This window comes from Lysobacter gummosus (assembly GCF_001442805.1).
GTDB lineage: Bacteria > Pseudomonadota > Gammaproteobacteria > Xanthomonadales > Xanthomonadaceae > Lysobacter > Lysobacter gummosus.
The window spans coordinates 3,419,781-3,436,305 of record NZ_CP011131.1; the positions used below are offsets into that span (position 1 = coordinate 3,419,781).

Here is a 16,525-nt window from a genome sequence, read left to right on the forward strand (position 1 = left end):
CGCGCCCTAGGCCGCGCGCCGCTCCTGCCGCAGCGCGCCGCGATAACGCCGGCTGCATGGGATCTTGCTGCCGTCGTGCATGGTGATGCGCGCATCGCCGCTTTCCAGCGGTTCGATCTCGCCCACGCAATCCAGGTTGACCATGAAGCTGCGGTGCACGCGCACGAAGCGGGTCGGGTCGAGCTGGGTTTCGATCGTCGCCATGGTCGTGCGCAACGGGTAGTCGCGCCCGCGCAGGTGCAGGTTGACGTAGTTGGACGAGGCCTGCAGCCACTCGACGTCGCTGGCGGCGATCAGGAACTCCTTGCCCAGCTTGCGCACCAGAAAGCGCTCCGGGCGCTCGGGCACGGCCGGCTCGGGCACGTCATCCGGGCTGGCGAGCAGGCTGGCCTCGCCCTGCCAACGCCGCATCAGCAGGCGGTAGGCCTCCATCCACAGCACCATGTAGGTGTAGGAGCGCACGTCCTTCAGGTATTCGTAGAACAGGTTCATACCCCAGGAACCGACGTCGTAGCGCTCGCCCAGGCCGACATAGACCAATTTGCGCAGCGCGACCATGCCGACCACGTGCAGCACCGACCACAGCACGCTGCCGATCAGGTGCAAGGCCAGGGCCCGGCGCCAGCTGTCGAAACGGAACGGGATCTTGCGCGTGTACCAGACCAGCGCCGGCACCAGCGCCAGGGCGACCGCGCAGCTGCTGACCTCCCACACCGCCGGGGCCCAGTCGGGGATGTCGAGCTGGTAGCGGTGGATGTCGATCACCGCGGTCAAGGTGCCGAAGGCGGCGTTGACCGCGAACAGGGTCACCCAGGCCAGCACTTCGACCGTGCGGCGCCAGGGTTGGTAACGGTCCCAGGCGGTCGGTGCGGCGGCGGCCGGCGCGGCGGCTTGCGGGTCGGAGGCGTTGGCGGCGGAAACATCGAAGCTCATGCCGCGCATTCTCGCCTGAGCGGCGGCGGGGACGGCAACCGATTATCCCTCGGGGCCGCGATTCGTCCCCGCCCGGTCGCCTCCGGTCACCCGGGGGTACCGGCTAAGTGCCTGGACTTACAGGATTTGTCCACCTTCCCGCCGCGGACCCGCCATGCAACGCCGCTACGACATCGACGCCCTGCGCGCCCTCGCCTTCGCTCTGTTGATCCTCTACCACTGCGCCATGCTCTACGTCGCCGACTGGGGTTGGCACCTCAAGAGCGAGCACCTGTCGCAGCCCCTCCAGATCCCGATGCTGTTCGTGAACCGCTGGCGCATGGACCTGATCTTCCTGATCTCGGGCCTGTCGGTGCATTTCCTGTTGCGCGGCACTTCGCTCGGGCGCTTCGTGGCCCAGCGCAGCTGGCGCCTGTTGCTGCCGTTGACCTTCGGCTGCCTGCTGATCGTGCCGATCCAGCCCTACGCCCAGGGCGTCGCCAACGGCCTGGTCGAGCCGGGGTTCGTCGATTTCCTGATCCGCTACTACCACTTCCAGCCCTGGCCGAAGGGCGCGTTCGATGGCTGGCAATACGGCTTCACCTGGAACCACCTGTGGTACCTGGTGTATCTGTGGGTCTACACGATGGCCCTGGCCGCGCTGCTGCCCCTGTTCCGCAACCGCGTCGGCCGCCGCCTGCATGCGCTGGCGGTCGGCCTGCGCGGTTGGAAGCTGATGATTCTGCCGGCGTTGCCGCTGGCGGCGTTCACCTTCGTGCTGGCGCCGCTGTTCGACGACACCGGCGATCTGATCCACGACTGGTATCGCCATTCGGTCTATTTCACCGTGTTCCTCTACGGCTATTGGATCGGCAACGACAGCGGGCTGTGGAACGAGCTGGTGCGGCTGCGCAAGTGGACCCTGGGACTGGCGCTGGGCCTGTTCGGCTTCTATCTGACCCTGGTCATCGTGCTGCCCGACGACATCCCGGCGCTGCTGCAGAACAGCGTGTGGCTGCTGCGCAATCTGTACGTGTGGTTCGCGATCTGCGCAATCCTGGGCTGGGGCCACGCCTTGCTCAACCGCCCGTTCCGCTGGCTGCCGTGGGCGACCGAGGCGGTGTATCCGTGGTACGTGCTGCACCAGAGCCTGATCGTGTTGATCGCGTACTGGATCTTGCCGCTGAAGTTCGGCCCGGTCGCGGAGCCGGCGATCGTGCTGGTCGGCACGGTGGCGGGGTGCTTCGTGCTGCACGAGATCATCCGGCGCGTGCCGTTGTTGCGGCCGGTGTTCGGGTTGAAGGGGGCTCGGCGGGGTGACCGTAAATCCGCGGCGAACTTCCAGGACGTCATTCCCGCGAATGCGGGAATCCAGTGACTTCGAACGTTCTCGCACGAAAGGCGCTGGATGTTCGGCTTCGTCGAAGTAAAGCAGAGTCCGCGTTCGCGGGAATGACTGTAGGTTGGTTTGATCGGCACTGAAACGAATAAGGCTTCGGCTGTTTAAGCCGAAGCCTTTTTTATCGCCCAACGATCAAGTCAATCAAGCCAACGCCTTCTCGATATCCGCCGCGATCGACTCGGGCTTGTCCGTCGGCGCATAACGCTTGATGACGCTGCCGTCGCGGCCGACCAGGAACTTGGTGAAGTTCCATTTGATCGCATCGATGCCGAGGAAGCCGCCCTTCTCGTCCTTGAGCCACTTCCACAAGGGATGCGCCTTGTCGCCGTTGACGTCGATCTTGGCGTACATCGGGAAGGTCACGTCGTAGGTCAGCGAACAGAATTCCTTGATCTCGTTCTCGTCGCCCGGCTCCTGGTGGCCGAACTGGTCGCAGGGAAAGCCCAGCACTTCGAAGCCGCGCGCCTGGTAGTCGCGCTCGAGTTTTTCCAGGCCGGTGTACTGCGGAGTGAAGCCGCACTTGGAGGCGACGTTGACGATCAGCAGCACCTTGCCTTTGTAGCGGTCCAGCGACTGGGTCTTGCCGTCGATGTCGGTAGCGGAGAAGTCGTAGGCGGTGGTCATGGGGACGTCGCTCGATGTCTGGGTTGACGCACGATAGCGCGTCGGCGCGGCCTTGTCCGGCTGCCGCCAAAGCTGCCCGACAGCGCACGAAAAGATGGACGCTTCGATCACGGTTTAACACGGTGACGGCGATTCACCTCGGCCCCGGACGTCGCTCCTGTGGAAGAGCCTTGAGGCCCGATGTTCTCCGGTCGGATCCCCAGGGCCTGAGCGAAGATCATCGGACCTGAAGCCCCGCCACAAAAGACTTGGCCACGGCGCGAGATAAAAAAACGGCCCGCACTGGGCGGGCCGTTGTTCACTGCTCAAGCTGCGACAACCGTCAGAACGAAGCCTTGAACTCCACGCCGACGATGCGCGGGTCGTTGACGAAACCGACCAGGTTGTTGAAGTCGATGCCGCCGACCGCGCGCACTTCGTCGAGGATGTTGCGGCCGTACAGGGCCACGTCGTAACGGCCGTTGTCCCACTGGTAACCCACGCGCAGGCCGCCTTCCAGCAGCGCCTTGCCGCGGAATTCCTTCGACTCGTACAGGAAGAAATTCACTTCGCTGCGGTAAGCCCAGTCGGTATAGACGTAGAACTCGTTGCCGTTGGCCAGCGGCAGGCTGTAGCGCGCGGTCACGTTGTACACCCACTTGGGCGCCTGCGGCAGCGAATTGCCGTCGATCGCCGCCAGGGTCTGGCCGTTGCGGACCACGATCGGGTCGGTCACGGTGCAGCCGCCGCCGCACGGAGCGACGAACAGGTTCTTGTCCTGGATTTCGGTGTCGTTGTAGCTGGCGCCGAAGGTGACCATCAGGTTGTCGGTCAGGTACGCGTCCAGGTCGATTTCGAAGCCCTGGCCCAGGGTCTTGTCGGCGTTCACCAGAATGGTCTGGTTGAGCGCGCCGCCGACCGCGTTGAGCTGCTGGTTATCGACGGTGTAGCGGAACAGCGCGAAGCCCAGGCGAGCGCGCTTGTCCCACAGGTCGGCTTTCAAGCCGGCTTCGTAGGAAATCACCTTCTCCGCGTCGGCCACCGACGGCTGCGGCGGCGTCTGGAACAACAGGCGGCCCTGGATGCTGGGCGCGCGGAAACCCTTCGCGACGCGCGCATACAGGTTGATGTCGTCGGTGGCCTGGAACACGCCGCTGATATCCCAGCTAACGTCGTCGACGTCGGTGGTGACCTTGAACGGGCCCGACACCGGCGCGCCGAACGGCGCGCTCTGCAGCACGCTGGCGCTGAAGTCCTTCTTGTCCTGGGTGTAACGCAGGCCGCCGCGCAGCTTGAAGCGATCGGTGACCGCGTATTCCAGCGAGCCGAACGCCGCCCAGGCCTTGTTGCGCTGCTTCTGCTGGGCATGGCCGGCCTGCACGCCACCGGCCAGGGTGTCGTAGTTCAGGCTGTCAACGGTGATGTCCTCGTCGAAGTAGAACAGGCCGGCCTGCCAGTTGAGCGGGCCGCTGTAGTTCGATTCCAGGCGGAATTCCTGCGTGATCTGGCGATGGTCGGGCAGACCGTCGGCGGATTCGGCGGTGAACGGAATGCCGACCGGGGTGCTGCCGCCGGGCAGGAACATCGCGCCGACGCCGCCGTCGATGTCGCCGCGGCTGAGCGAATCGGCGGTCTCGTAACCGGTGATCGAGTACAGGGTCAGTTCGTTCGACAGATCCCAGCTCAGGCGCGCGCTGGCGCCGAAGGTCTTCAGGTGCTGGAAGTTGCGTCCGTCGATGCCGACCTTTTCTTCGTCGAACCCGTCGAACAGATCGTTCGTGCCCTTCTTGAACAACTGCGCGCGGAACAGACGCGCGGTGCCGTTGAGGCGGCGCGCGTGCACGTTGAACAAGGCGTGGAAGGTGTCGCTGCCGTCGTACTGCAGCTGCAGGCGCAGCGCCGATTCGTCGTAGCCTTCCAGCTTCTGGTTGGTGCGCGCGTTGAGGTTGGTGTTATCGACCCAGTCGTCGCGGCGCTGGAACATCGCCGAAGCGCGTCCGGACCAGTTGGCACCGAGCGGGCCGCTGACCGCGCCTTCGAAGTTGGTGGTGCCGTAGGTGCCGTAGGACACCTGGCCGTAGCCTTCCAGTTCGCGGGTCGGCTTGGCCGATTCGAACTTGACCACGCCGGCCGGGGTATTGCGGCCGAACAGCGTGCCCTGCGGGCCGCGCAGCAGCTCGACGTTTTCCAGATCGAAGACCGGGAAGCCCTTCAGCAGCGGGTTCTCGAGGACGATGTCGTCGTACACCAGCGACACCGGCTGCGATGCGTTGAGATCGAAGTCGGTGTTGCCCAGACCGCGGATATAGAAGCGCGGGAAGGCGCGGCCGAACGAGGACTCGATGTTGAGGCTGGGCAGGCGGCCGGACAGGAAGCGGATATCGCCGCCGCCGGAGCCGAGCACGTGCAGCTTTTCGCGATCGACGGTGGTGAGCGCGACCGGCACGTCCTTGGCGCGTTCGACCTTGCGCTGGGCGGTGACCATCAGCGCGTCGAGGGTCTTGGCCTCGCCTTCGGCCGGTGCGGCCGTGGCGGGCGCGGCGTCCTGGGCGAAGGCGGCGGCGGAAACGAGGGTCAGGCCGATGGCGGCAGCCAGGGCATGACTGCGGGGAGCACGCAAGTGCTTGAGCATGGTCGGGTTTCTCGGTGGACGCGGCGCATGGGGCGCCAGTGCTTGGGAAACCACCGCGGCATCATGCTCCCCTCGGGCATGGGCTGACGGCGATGGGCGATCGGACCGTCCCTTGACGGTCGGGACGCGGACCTGCCCGCGCCGTGGTCGGCTCATTGACCGGCGAATGTTACCAAATCATTAAAGAGTCCGTGCTCGAATGGGTTTTTTGGTGATCAGGGGCGGAGCTTTTCGTGCCAACCGAAGCCGCACACACCGTCGCCCCCTTTGAAAAAGGGGGCGAGCGCCCGGCGTCATTGACCGAAGCCCGCGCCCTGCAGCGCGGGGGATTTGCTTTGCCGGCGGTTGTGGTGTGTCGGGTGGATGGCGAAAGAGCAAATCCCCCTGCCCCCCTTTTTCAAAGGGGGAAATCCTTCGGGTTGGATTCGATTCGATTTGATTGGCGTGGGCTTGGTGACCATGCGGCGCCCGGGTTCGACCCAGCCGAAGCCCCGCCCCATTGCCCCCTTTGAAAAAGGGGGCGAGCGCCCGGCGCCGCTGACCGAAGCCCGGCGCTCCACAGCGCGGGGGATTTGCTTTGCCGGCGGTTACGGTCTGTCGGGTGGATGGCGGAAGAGCAAATCCTCCCTGCCCCCTTTTTCAAAGGGGGGAATGCTTCGGGCCGGATTCGAATTGATTGGCGTGGGCTTGGTAGCCTGCGACACCTGGATTCGACCCAACCGAAGCCCCAAACCATTGCCCCCTTTGAAAAAGGGGGCGAGCGCCCCGCGCCGCTGACCGAAGCCCGGCGCTCCACAGCGCGGGGGATTTGCTTTGCCGGTGCTTGCGGTCTGTCGGGTGGATGGCGGAAGAGCAAATCCCCCCTGCCCCCCTTTTTTCAAAGGGGGGGGAATACTTCGGGTGGGATTCAATTCGACTTGATTGGCGCGGGCCGGTTAGCGCCAGCCGAAACCAACGCAGGTTTACTTCGCCGCCGTCACCTTAGCCGGCGCCGCGAACGCCTTCACTCCCAGCGCCTGATAAAGCTCATTCGGATAAAACGCCGTATCGCCGCGCAGCACCAGCGACACCTTGCGGATATCGCCGATATCCGTGGTCGGGTCGCCGTCGATCAGGATCAGGTCCGAACGCTTGCCCGGCGTCACCGAACCGCGGTCGTCGATCACCCGCGCGACCTTGGCCGCGTTCCAGGTCGCGACCTGCAGCGCTTGCGACGGAGTCAGGCCTGCGCGCACGTACAAGGCCAGCTCGTGCTGCAAGGTGAAACCCGGCACTTCGTCGGTGCCGGCCAGCAGCGGTACGCCGGCCTTGTAGGCGCGGCCGACGAACTCGACCATCTTGTCGTAGGACTTGTTGTAACGCGCCGCGGTGGCATCGTCGGGAATATCCATCTCGGCCGAGCGGCGCAGGCGCTGCACGTCCGGCGGCAGGTGCCCTTCGATACCGGCCACGATCGGCGACAGCTCGCCGTTGCGCTGATGCAGGAACTCGAACGTCGCCAGGGTCGGATCGATCGCGATCTGCTTCTTCGCCAGGGTCGCGATGAAGTCCTGCACCGGCTTGGAATCGAAATCCAGGTCCGCGGTCTTGTCCGCGACCAGATAGAAGCGCTGCAACGTGCGCGTATCGGTCTTGTCGTCGACGAAGAAATTCAGCATCAGCTGATTGATGTGCTGGATTTCGTCGAAGCCCTGGTCGGCCACGTCCTGCGCGCGCAGGAACGCCGGCACATGGCCGCTTACGCGCATGCCCTTGCCGTGCGCGTAGGCGACGGTGTCGCGCAGCACGTCCTTCGGGAACGAGTTGTAGATCTTGATCTGCGGATAGCCGTGGTCCGAATACCAGTCCACCGCCTTCCTGGCTTCGTCCAGGTTCTTGATCACGAAGCCGTTGCGCGCCGAATATTTGCTCTCGCCCTCGATGAAGCCGGCCGGCACCACGCGCGGCAGGATCAGCGTGCCGTCTTCGCCTTCGGCGATCATCTGCTGCAAGGTCGCGTTGTCGTTGCCCATGTCGCGCACGGTGGTCACGCCCGCGGCGATGTTGAGGCCGCCATCCCAGCGCGACACATGCCCGTGCATGTCGAACAACCCCGGCATCAGCACCTTGCCGCCGCCGTCGACGACGCGAGCGGCCTTTACATCCTTGCCGGCCTTGCCGACCGAGACGATCTTGCCGTCGGCGATCACCACGTCGGTGGCGGCGCCGAGCTTGGCGTGCTCGCTGTCGAACACCCGCACATCGCGCAGCAGCGTGGTGCCGGCGAAGGAGTGGCCCAGTTGCTTGCGCAGATCGACCAGCAGTTTGCCTTCGGCGGTTTTCTGCTGCGCTTCCAGGGCGGCGGCGTTGCCCTGCCAGCCTTCTTCGATCAACTGCAGATAGCCGGGGAAGATGAAGGCGAACAGGCGCGGATTGGCGCCGGTGGTGACCCAGGCGAAGCTGGGCGAGAAGCCCTGCCCGCTCAGCGCGACCAGCTCCACGGTCTGGGTCTTGCCGTCGCGGTTGACCTGGGCCTGCGCGAGCTTGCTCATGCTCAGGGTGCCGACGGGCAGCAGCGGCAGTTTGCCGTCGCTGCGCTGGTTCAGGGCGTTGATCATCACCGACACGCCGGCGGGCGTGCCGCCCAGCGGCGAATACAAACCGGCGCCGTCGAGTTTGATCTGGCCCGAATCGGCGAGCGATTTCCAGCTGGCCTGCGCGCCTTCGCGCTTGAAGCTTTCATCGACCTTGGCGCCGAAAGTCGACGTGCCCTGCACGGTGTAGGTCTGGTAGGTCCCGTCCTTGCCGAGCGTGTAGGTTTCCTTGAGCTCGGGGCCGCGGCCGTTGTCCTTGAAGATGTAATCGACCGTGGTGGTGCCGTCGTCGGCGACGTTGACGATCTGGTGACCGGCCTGTTTGCCGCCGTCGACCAGGGCCAGGTAGCGCGTGGTCTGCGCCGCCAGCGCGGTGGTGGACAGGCCCAGCAACAGGCTCGGCAACAGCGCTCGCGCGAATGCGCGGCCTGCGGTGGATTTCAGACGCGCTGCATTCATCGGGTACGGCTCCGGGCAATAGGAAAAGTGCGGAATCAATCGTCGTGGTGGGTAATCATCAGGACGTAACCGTCCGGGTCGCTGACCCGGAACTCGCCCTTGGGTCGGTAGAACGGATAGGCCATCTCGCCGGCCTGCACGCCGGCGGCGAGCACGCGTTCGCGCATCGCCGCGACATCGTCGCAATAGATGTAGAACAGCACGCCCTGGACGGTGTCGTCGATCGGAGCGTCGGCCTTGACCAGCATGAATTGCGCGCCGCCCGGGCTTTCCAGCCAGGCCCAGACCGGGTCTTCGCCGCTGCCGGGCTCGTGGTGGACGTCGCCGACACGGAAGCCGAACACCGCATAGAAGTCGATCGCCCGCGGCAAGTTGGCGACGTGGACCAGGGGCACGAAGGCGCGTGCGCTCGCCGTAGTCATGGCCTGCTCCCTGCAATGGCGCTGCGCATCCGCCCTCTCCCGGCGTGAAGATCGCCGGAGTGTAAACCGGCGGCCGCGGCGGTTCCCGGGCGGATGGTCATGCTCGCGGTGGGGCTTCAGGGGCTCGGGATTCGTAAAAAGCGTAACGCTGGCGGTGGCAGCCGGCAGGCTTTCCCGATTCCCGATTCCCGATTCCCGATTCCCGATTCCCGATTCCCGATTCCCGAAGCCCCCATGCCTTTCGTCAGGGGCTCCTATGGCCCCCATCGGGTAGGCTTCCAGGTTCCTTTTGACGAGGTTCGTACGATGAAGCATCCCCTCGCCGTGGCCCTGGCCGTGGCCCTGATCGCCACCGTGCCGGGCCTGGCCCACAATGCCCAGGCCCAGACGAAGACCGACAAAGCCGTGACCCAGACCACCGCCTCGACCGCCGCCGCATCCAGCGCGAACCCGTTCTTCCAGCTCAGCCCGCTGCCGCTGCACTTCCCGCAGTTCGACAAGATCAAGGACAGCGACTTCGCTCCGGCCTTCGATCGCGGCATGGCCGACCAGATCAAGGAAATCGAGGCGATCGCGAACAACGCCGACGCCCCGACCTTCGACAACACCATCCTGGCGATGGAGCGCTCGGGCCAGATCCTCAGCCGCGCCGGCGCGACCTTCTTCAACCTCACCGGCACCGACACCAATCCGACCCGCGAGAATCTGCAGCAGGAATACGCGCCCAAGCTGGCCGCGCACCGCGACGCGATCTCGCTGAACCCGAAGCTGTTCGCGCGCATCAAGAGCCTGTACGACCAGCGCGACAAGCTGGGCCTGGACGCCGAGGGCGTGCGCCTGGTCGAGCGTTACTACTCCGACTTCGTGCGCAGCGGCGCCAATCTGAACGACGCGCAGAAGACCCGGCTCAAGGCGATCAACGCCGAACTGGCCGAGCTGGGCGCGAAGTTCAGCAAGAACGTGCTGGCCGAGGTCAAGGAATCGGCGATCGTCGTCGATACCAAGGAAGAGCTGGCCGGCCTGTCGGAAGAGCGCATCGCCGCCGCGGCCGAGGCCGCCAAGGGCCGCAAGCTGGAAGGCAAGTACCTGCTGACCCTGCTCAACACCACCGGCCAGCCGCCGGAGACCGACCTGACCAACCGCGCCCTGCGCGAGAAGCTGCACAAGGCCTCGATCGTGCGCGGCAGCCGCGGCAATCAGTACGACAACACCGCGATCGTGTCCAAGGTCGTCACCCTGCGCGCCGAGCGCGCCAAGATGATGGGCTACCCGAACTACGCGGCCTACGTGCTGGAAGACGAAACCGCGAAGAACCCCGAGGCCGTCAACAAGATGCTCGGCCAGCTCGCCCCGGCCGCGGTCGCCAACGCCAAGCGCGAAGCCGCCGACCTGCAGGCGATGATCGACAAGGAGCAGGCCGCCAAGGGCGAGAAGAGCTTCCAGCTCGAACCCTGGGACTGGGCGTTCTACGCCGAGAAGGTGCGCAAGGAAAAGTTCGCCTTCGACGAGGCCGAGCTCAAGCCCTACTTCGAGATGAAGAACGTGCTGGAAAACGGCGTGTTCTACGCCGCCGGCCAGCTCTACGGCCTGAAGTTCAAGCAGCGCACCGACCTGCCGCTGTACCGCGACGACGTCACCGCCTACGACGTGTTCGACGCCAACGGCAAGCAGCTGGCGATCTTCATCGCCGACATGTACGCCCGCGACAGCAAGCGCGGCGGCGCCTGGATGAACTCCTATGTGGAGCAGTCCGAGCTGTTCGGCACCCTGCCGGTGGTGGCCAACCACCTCAATATCCCCAAGCCGCCGGCCGGCAAGCCGACGCTGATGACCTGGGACGAGGTCACCACCATGTTCCATGAGTTCGGCCATGCCCTGCACGGCATGTTCTCGAACGTGAAGTACCCGTACTTCTCCGGCACCAGCGTGCCGCGCGACTTCGTCGAGTTCCCCTCGCAGGTCAACGAGATGTGGGCCGACTGGCCGTCGGTGCTGGCCAACTACGCCAAGCATTACCAGACCGGCGCGCCGATGCCGAAGGAACTGCTCGACAAGGTGCTGGCGGCGTCCAAGTTCAACCAGGGTTTCACCACCACCGAGTATCTGGGCGCGGCGATGCTGGACCAGAACTATCACCAGATCGGCGACGTGGGCCAGATTCCGGCGCCCAAGGACGTGATGGCCTTCGAAACCGCCTCGCTGAAGAAAGACGGTATCTACTACCCGCCGGTCCCGCCGCGTTACCGCACCCCGTATTTCAGCCACATCATGGGCGGCTACGCGGCCGGTTATTACGCCTATATCTGGTCCGAGGTGCTCGACGCCAATACCGTGGAATGGATCAAGCAGCACGGCGGCCTGACCCGCGAGAACGGCGACCGCTTCCGCGCCACCCTGCTCTCGCGCGGCGGCAGCAAGGACGCCCTGCAGCTGTTCCGGGACTTCTCCGGCCACGATCCGCAGATTCAACCGCTGCTGGAACGCCGCGGCCTGACCGCGCCGGCGCAGGCCGAGGGCTCGAAGAATAAATAATTCAGCCTGACCCGACCGGTCTTGATAAAAAAGGCCGTCCACCTGTCCGGTGGGCGGCCTTTTCTGCGTTTGAGGCCACATAGGGCACACCCAATTCGTTATCTCGATCTAAATATTGATATTTAGTTCCACATTATTTACCCACTTTTTGTGAAGCCCGATCTATGTCACATTAGGTTTCAAGGGAGCCCCATTAACCTGATATTGGATATCGACGGCACTGTTTCCATAAGAAAACAGCTTGGAGTTCGATCAACAGGGGAGATCAGGATGGCCGCTATCTCAGCAGTTCATTCCGGCAGTTCGAACCACTCCGCCGACAACCGCAACAACCGCCGCATCGCTGTAGTCGAACGCGACCCGAATCTGCGCCAGCAGATTCTGCATTCGCTGCAGATGCGCCAGTTCGCGATCGTCGAATGCGCCAACGCCACCGCGCTCTACCGCAACCTGCTCAGCGCGCCGTGCGACATCGCGGTCATCGCCAGCGATCTGCCCGACGACAATCCACGCACCGTGGCGCTGCATCTGCGCCAACACTCCGACATCGGCATCGTCATGCTCGACGCCGACATCGCCAACGGCGGCCAGTCCGAGTCGTTCCATGATTTCGCCGACGCTTGCTTCGCCAAGCCGGTCGATCTCGACGGCCTGGCCGCGGTGATCACCGCCATGCACAGCCTCCAGCACCACATGCGCGCGATGCCCACCCGCACCAGCGCCGGGCAGCCGGATTGGGAACTGGCCCTGGACGGCTGGACGCTGCGCACGCCCGACGGCGCTTCGATCGACCTGAGCGCGCCCGAACGCAGCGTGTTGATGCGCCTGGTCAACACCGGCGCCGGCGGCCATCCGGTTTCGCACGACAGCCTGATCGGATCGCTGACCAGCGACGTCTACGACTTCGATCCGCACCGTCTGGAGATGCTGATCTATCGACTGCGCAAGAAAGTGGCGGTGATGAGCCCGCTGCCTTTGCCGCTGCGCGCGGTGCGCGGCATGGGTTACCTGTGCACGATCATCCGCGCCAACAACTGAACCATTCAGCGCCGCAAGCGCATCACAATGCTTGAACGCAAGACGGCGGCCTCACCGGCCGCCGTTTTTTTTCGCTCGCGCGCACTGCGATTTGGCGTGAGCGGTGGTGAGTGTGTTGCGCGATTCACGCGCCTAGCCTGCGATCGCCGAGGGCTGATCGTGCCAGCGAACGCGATAGCCAAGGCGTCGGGGGACGGGGGACACCATCGGGCCGCATCGCCCGGATCGGTTGCAACAGCGTTCGCATACGCTCAATCCCATCGAATGCCTATCGGCCTACCGAACACGCAGACGGAGGCTGTCATGACCAGGCTCGACACGCACCAACGCAAGCACACGTCCACCTCTTCCACGTCCGCACGCGCGAAACTCTTGCGCGCATCGGTGTTGAGCTGGTGCATCGCCATCGGCATGACCACCCTGCCCGCGACCGCGGCCGAACTCGCCGCCGGCGCCTCGCCGGACCTCGAAAGCGTCGAATCCCAGCCTGCCGCCGACAGCGGCGAAGAATCCGCCACCACCGATCAGGCGCTCGACAGCGAAGCGCCGCTGCTGCCGCTGGTGTTCGACGGCATTCCCAATCGCGACACCTGGAGCTCGGCCAGCGCCTTCGACGGCGGCATGGTCTCGCCGATGAGCGTGATCGAACCGCCGCCGGCCTTGAACAACACCCTGCCCGGCATCAGCGCCTACCTGAGCAACTGGCTGCTGGGCAACGATTACCAGGCCTGCGGCCTGCTCGGTTCGGGCTGTCTGACCATCGACCGCGCCAACTTCAACTACTCGTACCTGTCGCTGATCCTCAACCTGGTGCAGGCGCCGAACGTGGCGGACCTGGACGGCAACCAGCCGGCCAACCATCTGACCTTGATCGGCGCGGTGCAGTCCGACAGCTACATCCAGTTCCAGGACAGCAACTACACCGGCAACAACAACAACGCCTCGTGCGTGATCATCGGTCTGGCCTGCACCTGGCAGACCAACGCGGCGCAGAACAACCAGACCATCATCGGCGACGGCAGCTACGCCAACGGCTCCAACACCATCGTGATGGGCACCAACGCGCGTCACCAGTTGCCCACCATCACCGCCGCCGCGGCCGGCTTCACCGGCGGCCCCGACACCAACTACTCCGCGCGCCTGGGCAATTCGGTGGTGATCGGCGACAACAGCTTCGGCAACGCCAATCGCCAGACCATCCTCGGCTTCGGCGCGACCTCCACGCACGCCAACAGCGTCGCGCTCGGCGCCGGTTCCTCCACTTCGGTCGGCGCGCAGGCCGCCTACGCCGCCTTCGGCCTGGTCGCGCCGCAGACCTCCTCCGGCGAAGTCTCGATCGGCTCGGCCGGCGCGACGCGCAAGCTCACCAACGTCGCCGCCGGCAGCAGCGGCACCGACGCGGTCAACCTCGCCCAGTTGCAGGGCGCGCTGTCCACCGCGGCATCGGACCCGTTCTCGGTCAAGTACGACGACCTGGGCGGCATTCCGGACTTCGCCAACGTCACCCTGCAGGGAGCGGGCGGCACCACCATCTCGAACGTGCGCGCCGGCCTGATCGCCGCCGGCAGCACCCAGGCCGTGAACGGCAGCCAGGTGTCCGCGATCAGCCAGTCCAATGCGCAACATCTCGGCGGCGGCGCCACGGTGGCGGTGGACGGAACGATCACCGCGCCGAACTACGTCATCGAAGGCAACGGCTACAACAACGTCGGCTCGGCCCTGGCCGCGATCGACACCGGCCTGGCCAATGCGGACGCCTTCGCGGTGCAGTACGACGACGACGGCGCCGGCAATCCGAACTACGGCGCGATCACCCTGCGCGGCCCGGCCGGCACCGGCACGCTGATCGGCAACCTGGCCGCGGGCCAGATCGCCGCCGGCAGTCTGGAAGCGGTCAACGGCGGGCAGATCTTCGCGGTCGGCAGCGCCACCGCGGCGGTGTTCGGCGGCGGCGCCGCGTTCAACGCAGGCGGGACCTTCACCGCGCCCAACTACGTCATCGGCGGCACCGGCTACAACAACGTCGGCGCCGCGCTGGCCGCGCTCGACAGCGGCCAGAGCACCGGCAACGCCTTCGCCGTGCAGTACGACGACGACGGCGCCGGCAATCCCGACTACGGCAACATCACCCTGCGCGGCCCGGCCGGCACCGGCACGGTGCTCGACAACCTCGCCAACGGCCAGATCGCCGCCGGCAGCCTGCAGGGCGTCAACGGCGGGCAGATCTTCGGCCTGGGCAGCTCGATCGCCAATCTGTTCGGCGGCGGCTCGGTGTTCAACGCCGGCGGCACCTTCACCGCGCCGAATTATCTGATCGGCGGCAACACCTATAACGATGTCGGCTCGGCGCTGACCGCGCTGGACGGCAACATCAACGGCGCCAACGCCTTCGCCGTGCAGTACGACGACGACGGCGCCGGCAATCCCGACTACGGCAACATCACCCTGCGCGGCCCGGCCGGCACCGGCACCGTGCTCGGCAACCTCGCCAACGGCCAGATCGGCGCCGGCAGCCTGGAAGCGGTCAACGGCGGGCAGATACACACCATGGGCAGCGACCTGGCGTCGATCTTCGGCGGCGGCGCGTTGTTCAACGGTGGCGTCTTCGGGGCGCCGACCTTCACCGTGCAAGGCAGCGGCTACCAGAACGTGGGCGCCGCCTTCGCCGCCGTCGATGCCAGCCTGACCAACATCAACAACCGCATCGACAACCTGCCGCCAGCGAGCACGCCCGATCCGCGCATCGCCATCGACGGCACCGGCAACGCTTCGGTCGCGGCCGGCTCGCGCGGCGTCGCGGTCGGCGCCAGTTCCAGCGCGGGCGGCAATCACGCCACCGCCATCGGCGGCGACAGTTACGCGGCCGGCGCCAACGACACCGCGATCGGCGGCAACGCCCGGGTCAACGCCGACGGCAGCACCGCGGTCGGCGCCAACACCACCATCGCGGCCGGCGCCACCAACGCCGTCGCGGTCGGCGAAGGCGCCAGCGTCAGCGCGGCCGGAGCGGTCGCGCTGGGCCAGGGCGCGGTGGCCGATCGCGCCAACACGGTCTCGGTCGGCAACGCCGGGCAGCAGCGTCAGGTCGTCAACGTCGCCGCCGGCAGCCTGGACAACGATGCGGTCAACGTCGCCCAGCTCAAGGCCTCGCAGAACGGCACCGTGCGTTACGACACCAATGTCGATGGCAGCGTCAACAACAGCCAGGTCACCCTCAACAACGGCGGCGCGTCGGTCACCATCCGCAACGTCCGCGCCGGCGTGTCCAATACCGATGCGGTCAACGTGCAGCAGCTCAACGAAGGCGTGAACCGCGCGATCACCGTGTCCAACACCTACACCGACAACTGGGGCAACAACCTGCGCCGCGAGATCGGCCAGCTCGACGACAAGGCCAGCGCCGGCGTCGCCTCGGCGATGGCGGTCGCGGGCCTGCCGCAGTCGTACATGCCGGGCAAGAGCATGGCGGCGATCGCGGCGAGCAGTTTCCGCGGCGAGACCGGTTTCGCGATCGGCATCTCGACCATCACCGAGGACGGCCGCTACGTCTACAAGCTGTCGGGCAACAGCAACTCCAGGGGCGATGTCGGCGTCACGGTCGGCGCGGGCATCGTCTGGTGAATGCCGGGATTAGGGATTCGGGATGGGGACAACAGCCCAGGTAGATCCTGCGCTAAGCGCGCTTTTACCAATCCCCAATCCCTATTCTCGAATGCCGGCTCCCAAGACCTCCCCCCGGCGGCCCACGAGCTTCGGCTCGCGGGCAGCCAGGCCGCCCGGAGCGATCCGGGCGGCCTTCTTGTTTGCCGGAGCGGGCGCGGCTGGATGCCGCTCCTGCGCCGTTATCATCAATAGGCCGGACGTGGATCGACGGCGTCGGGCCCGCAACCGTCCGTTCCGGGTTGCCCTTGGATCGCCGCCCCTTCGCCGCCATCTCAGAGCCGTGAATCGA

Annotated in this window: 9 protein-coding genes; 4 read left to right on the forward strand and 5 right to left on the reverse strand. The window is 65.7% G+C overall.

The features are described 5' to 3' along the window. Positions 1–6: 6 nt before the first annotated feature. Positions 7–933: a LytTR family DNA-binding domain-containing protein gene (locus LG3211_RS13985; RefSeq protein ID WP_083512901.1), complete on the reverse strand. Its 927-nt coding sequence runs from the start codon at positions 931–933 to the stop codon at positions 7–9. Between the two features lie 154 nt (positions 934–1,087). On the opposite strand from LG3211_RS13985, the gene LG3211_RS13990 reads away from it, so the two are divergent. Then, a complete protein-coding gene (locus LG3211_RS13990; RefSeq protein ID WP_057943373.1) occupies positions 1,088–2,290 on the forward strand; it encodes an acyltransferase family protein in 1,203 nt (400 codons plus the stop codon). 165 nt (positions 2,291–2,455) lie between these two features. On the opposite strand, the gene LG3211_RS13995 is transcribed toward LG3211_RS13990, so the two are convergent. The 4 genes from LG3211_RS13995 to LG3211_RS26440 form a co-directional block, all read right to left on the reverse strand. Further along, on the reverse strand, positions 2,456–2,938 hold the full coding sequence (locus tag LG3211_RS13995; RefSeq protein WP_057943374.1) for a glutathione peroxidase: 483 nt from the start codon (positions 2,936–2,938) through the stop codon (positions 2,456–2,458). Positions 2,939–3,260: 322 nt separating this feature from the next. Then, positions 3,261–5,549 carry a TonB-dependent receptor gene (locus LG3211_RS14000; RefSeq protein WP_057943375.1) on the reverse strand — a complete coding sequence of 763 codons (2,289 nt, stop codon included), beginning with the start codon at positions 5,547–5,549 and terminating at the stop codon, positions 3,261–3,263. A gap of 962 nt (positions 5,550–6,511) precedes the next feature. After that, a complete protein-coding gene (locus tag LG3211_RS14005; protein WP_057943376.1) occupies positions 6,512–8,581 on the reverse strand; it encodes an amidohydrolase family protein in 2,070 nt (689 codons plus the stop codon). 35 nt (positions 8,582–8,616) lie between these two features. Beyond that, positions 8,617–9,003, reverse strand: a complete 387-nt coding sequence (locus LG3211_RS26440) for a VOC family protein (protein ID WP_057943377.1) — start codon at positions 9,001–9,003, stop codon at positions 8,617–8,619. Between the two features lie 306 nt (positions 9,004–9,309). Between LG3211_RS26440 and LG3211_RS14015 the strand changes: the two genes are divergently transcribed. From LG3211_RS14015 to LG3211_RS14025, 3 genes are all read left to right on the forward strand, one after another. Further along, positions 9,310–11,535 carry a M3 family metallopeptidase gene (locus LG3211_RS14015; protein ID WP_057943378.1) on the forward strand — a complete coding sequence of 742 codons (2,226 nt, stop codon included), beginning with the start codon at positions 9,310–9,312 and terminating at the stop codon, positions 11,533–11,535. A gap of 270 nt (positions 11,536–11,805) precedes the next feature. After that, entirely contained in the window at positions 11,806–12,573 is a 768-nt protein-coding gene (locus LG3211_RS14020; protein ID WP_057943379.1) for a response regulator transcription factor, read from the forward strand. Positions 12,574–12,876: 303 nt separating this feature from the next. Then, positions 12,877–16,194, forward strand: a complete 3,318-nt coding sequence (locus LG3211_RS14025; RefSeq protein ID WP_148648908.1) for a YadA family autotransporter adhesin — start codon at positions 12,877–12,879, stop codon at positions 16,192–16,194. The last annotated feature ends 331 nt before the right edge of the window (positions 16,195–16,525 follow it).

Excerpts from the sequence above, each read along its gene's own strand:
- LG3211_RS14000 (WP_057943375.1), bottom strand. The coding sequence starts at position 5,549 with ATGCTCAAGCACTTGCGTGCTCCCCGCAGTCATGCCCTGGCTGCCGCC.
- LG3211_RS14020 (WP_057943379.1), top strand. The coding sequence starts at position 11,806 with ATGGCCGCTATCTCAGCAGTTCATTCCGGCAGTTCGAACCACTCCGCC.
- LG3211_RS13990 (WP_057943373.1), top strand. The coding sequence starts at position 1,088 with ATGCAACGCCGCTACGACATCGACGCCCTGCGCGCCCTCGCCTTCGCT.
- LG3211_RS13995 (WP_057943374.1), bottom strand. The coding sequence starts at position 2,938 with ATGACCACCGCCTACGACTTCTCCGCTACCGACATCGACGGCAAGACC.
- LG3211_RS14015 (WP_057943378.1), top strand. The coding sequence starts at position 9,310 with ATGAAGCATCCCCTCGCCGTGGCCCTGGCCGTGGCCCTGATCGCCACC.
- LG3211_RS14005 (WP_057943376.1), bottom strand. The coding sequence starts at position 8,581 with ATGAATGCAGCGCGTCTGAAATCCACCGCAGGCCGCGCATTCGCGCGA.
- LG3211_RS26440 (WP_057943377.1), bottom strand. The coding sequence starts at position 9,003 with ATGACTACGGCGAGCGCACGCGCCTTCGTGCCCCTGGTCCACGTCGCC.
- LG3211_RS14025 (WP_148648908.1), top strand. The coding sequence starts at position 12,877 with ATGACCAGGCTCGACACGCACCAACGCAAGCACACGTCCACCTCTTCC.
- LG3211_RS13985 (WP_083512901.1), bottom strand. The coding sequence starts at position 933 with ATGAGCTTCGATGTTTCCGCCGCCAACGCCTCCGACCCGCAAGCCGCC.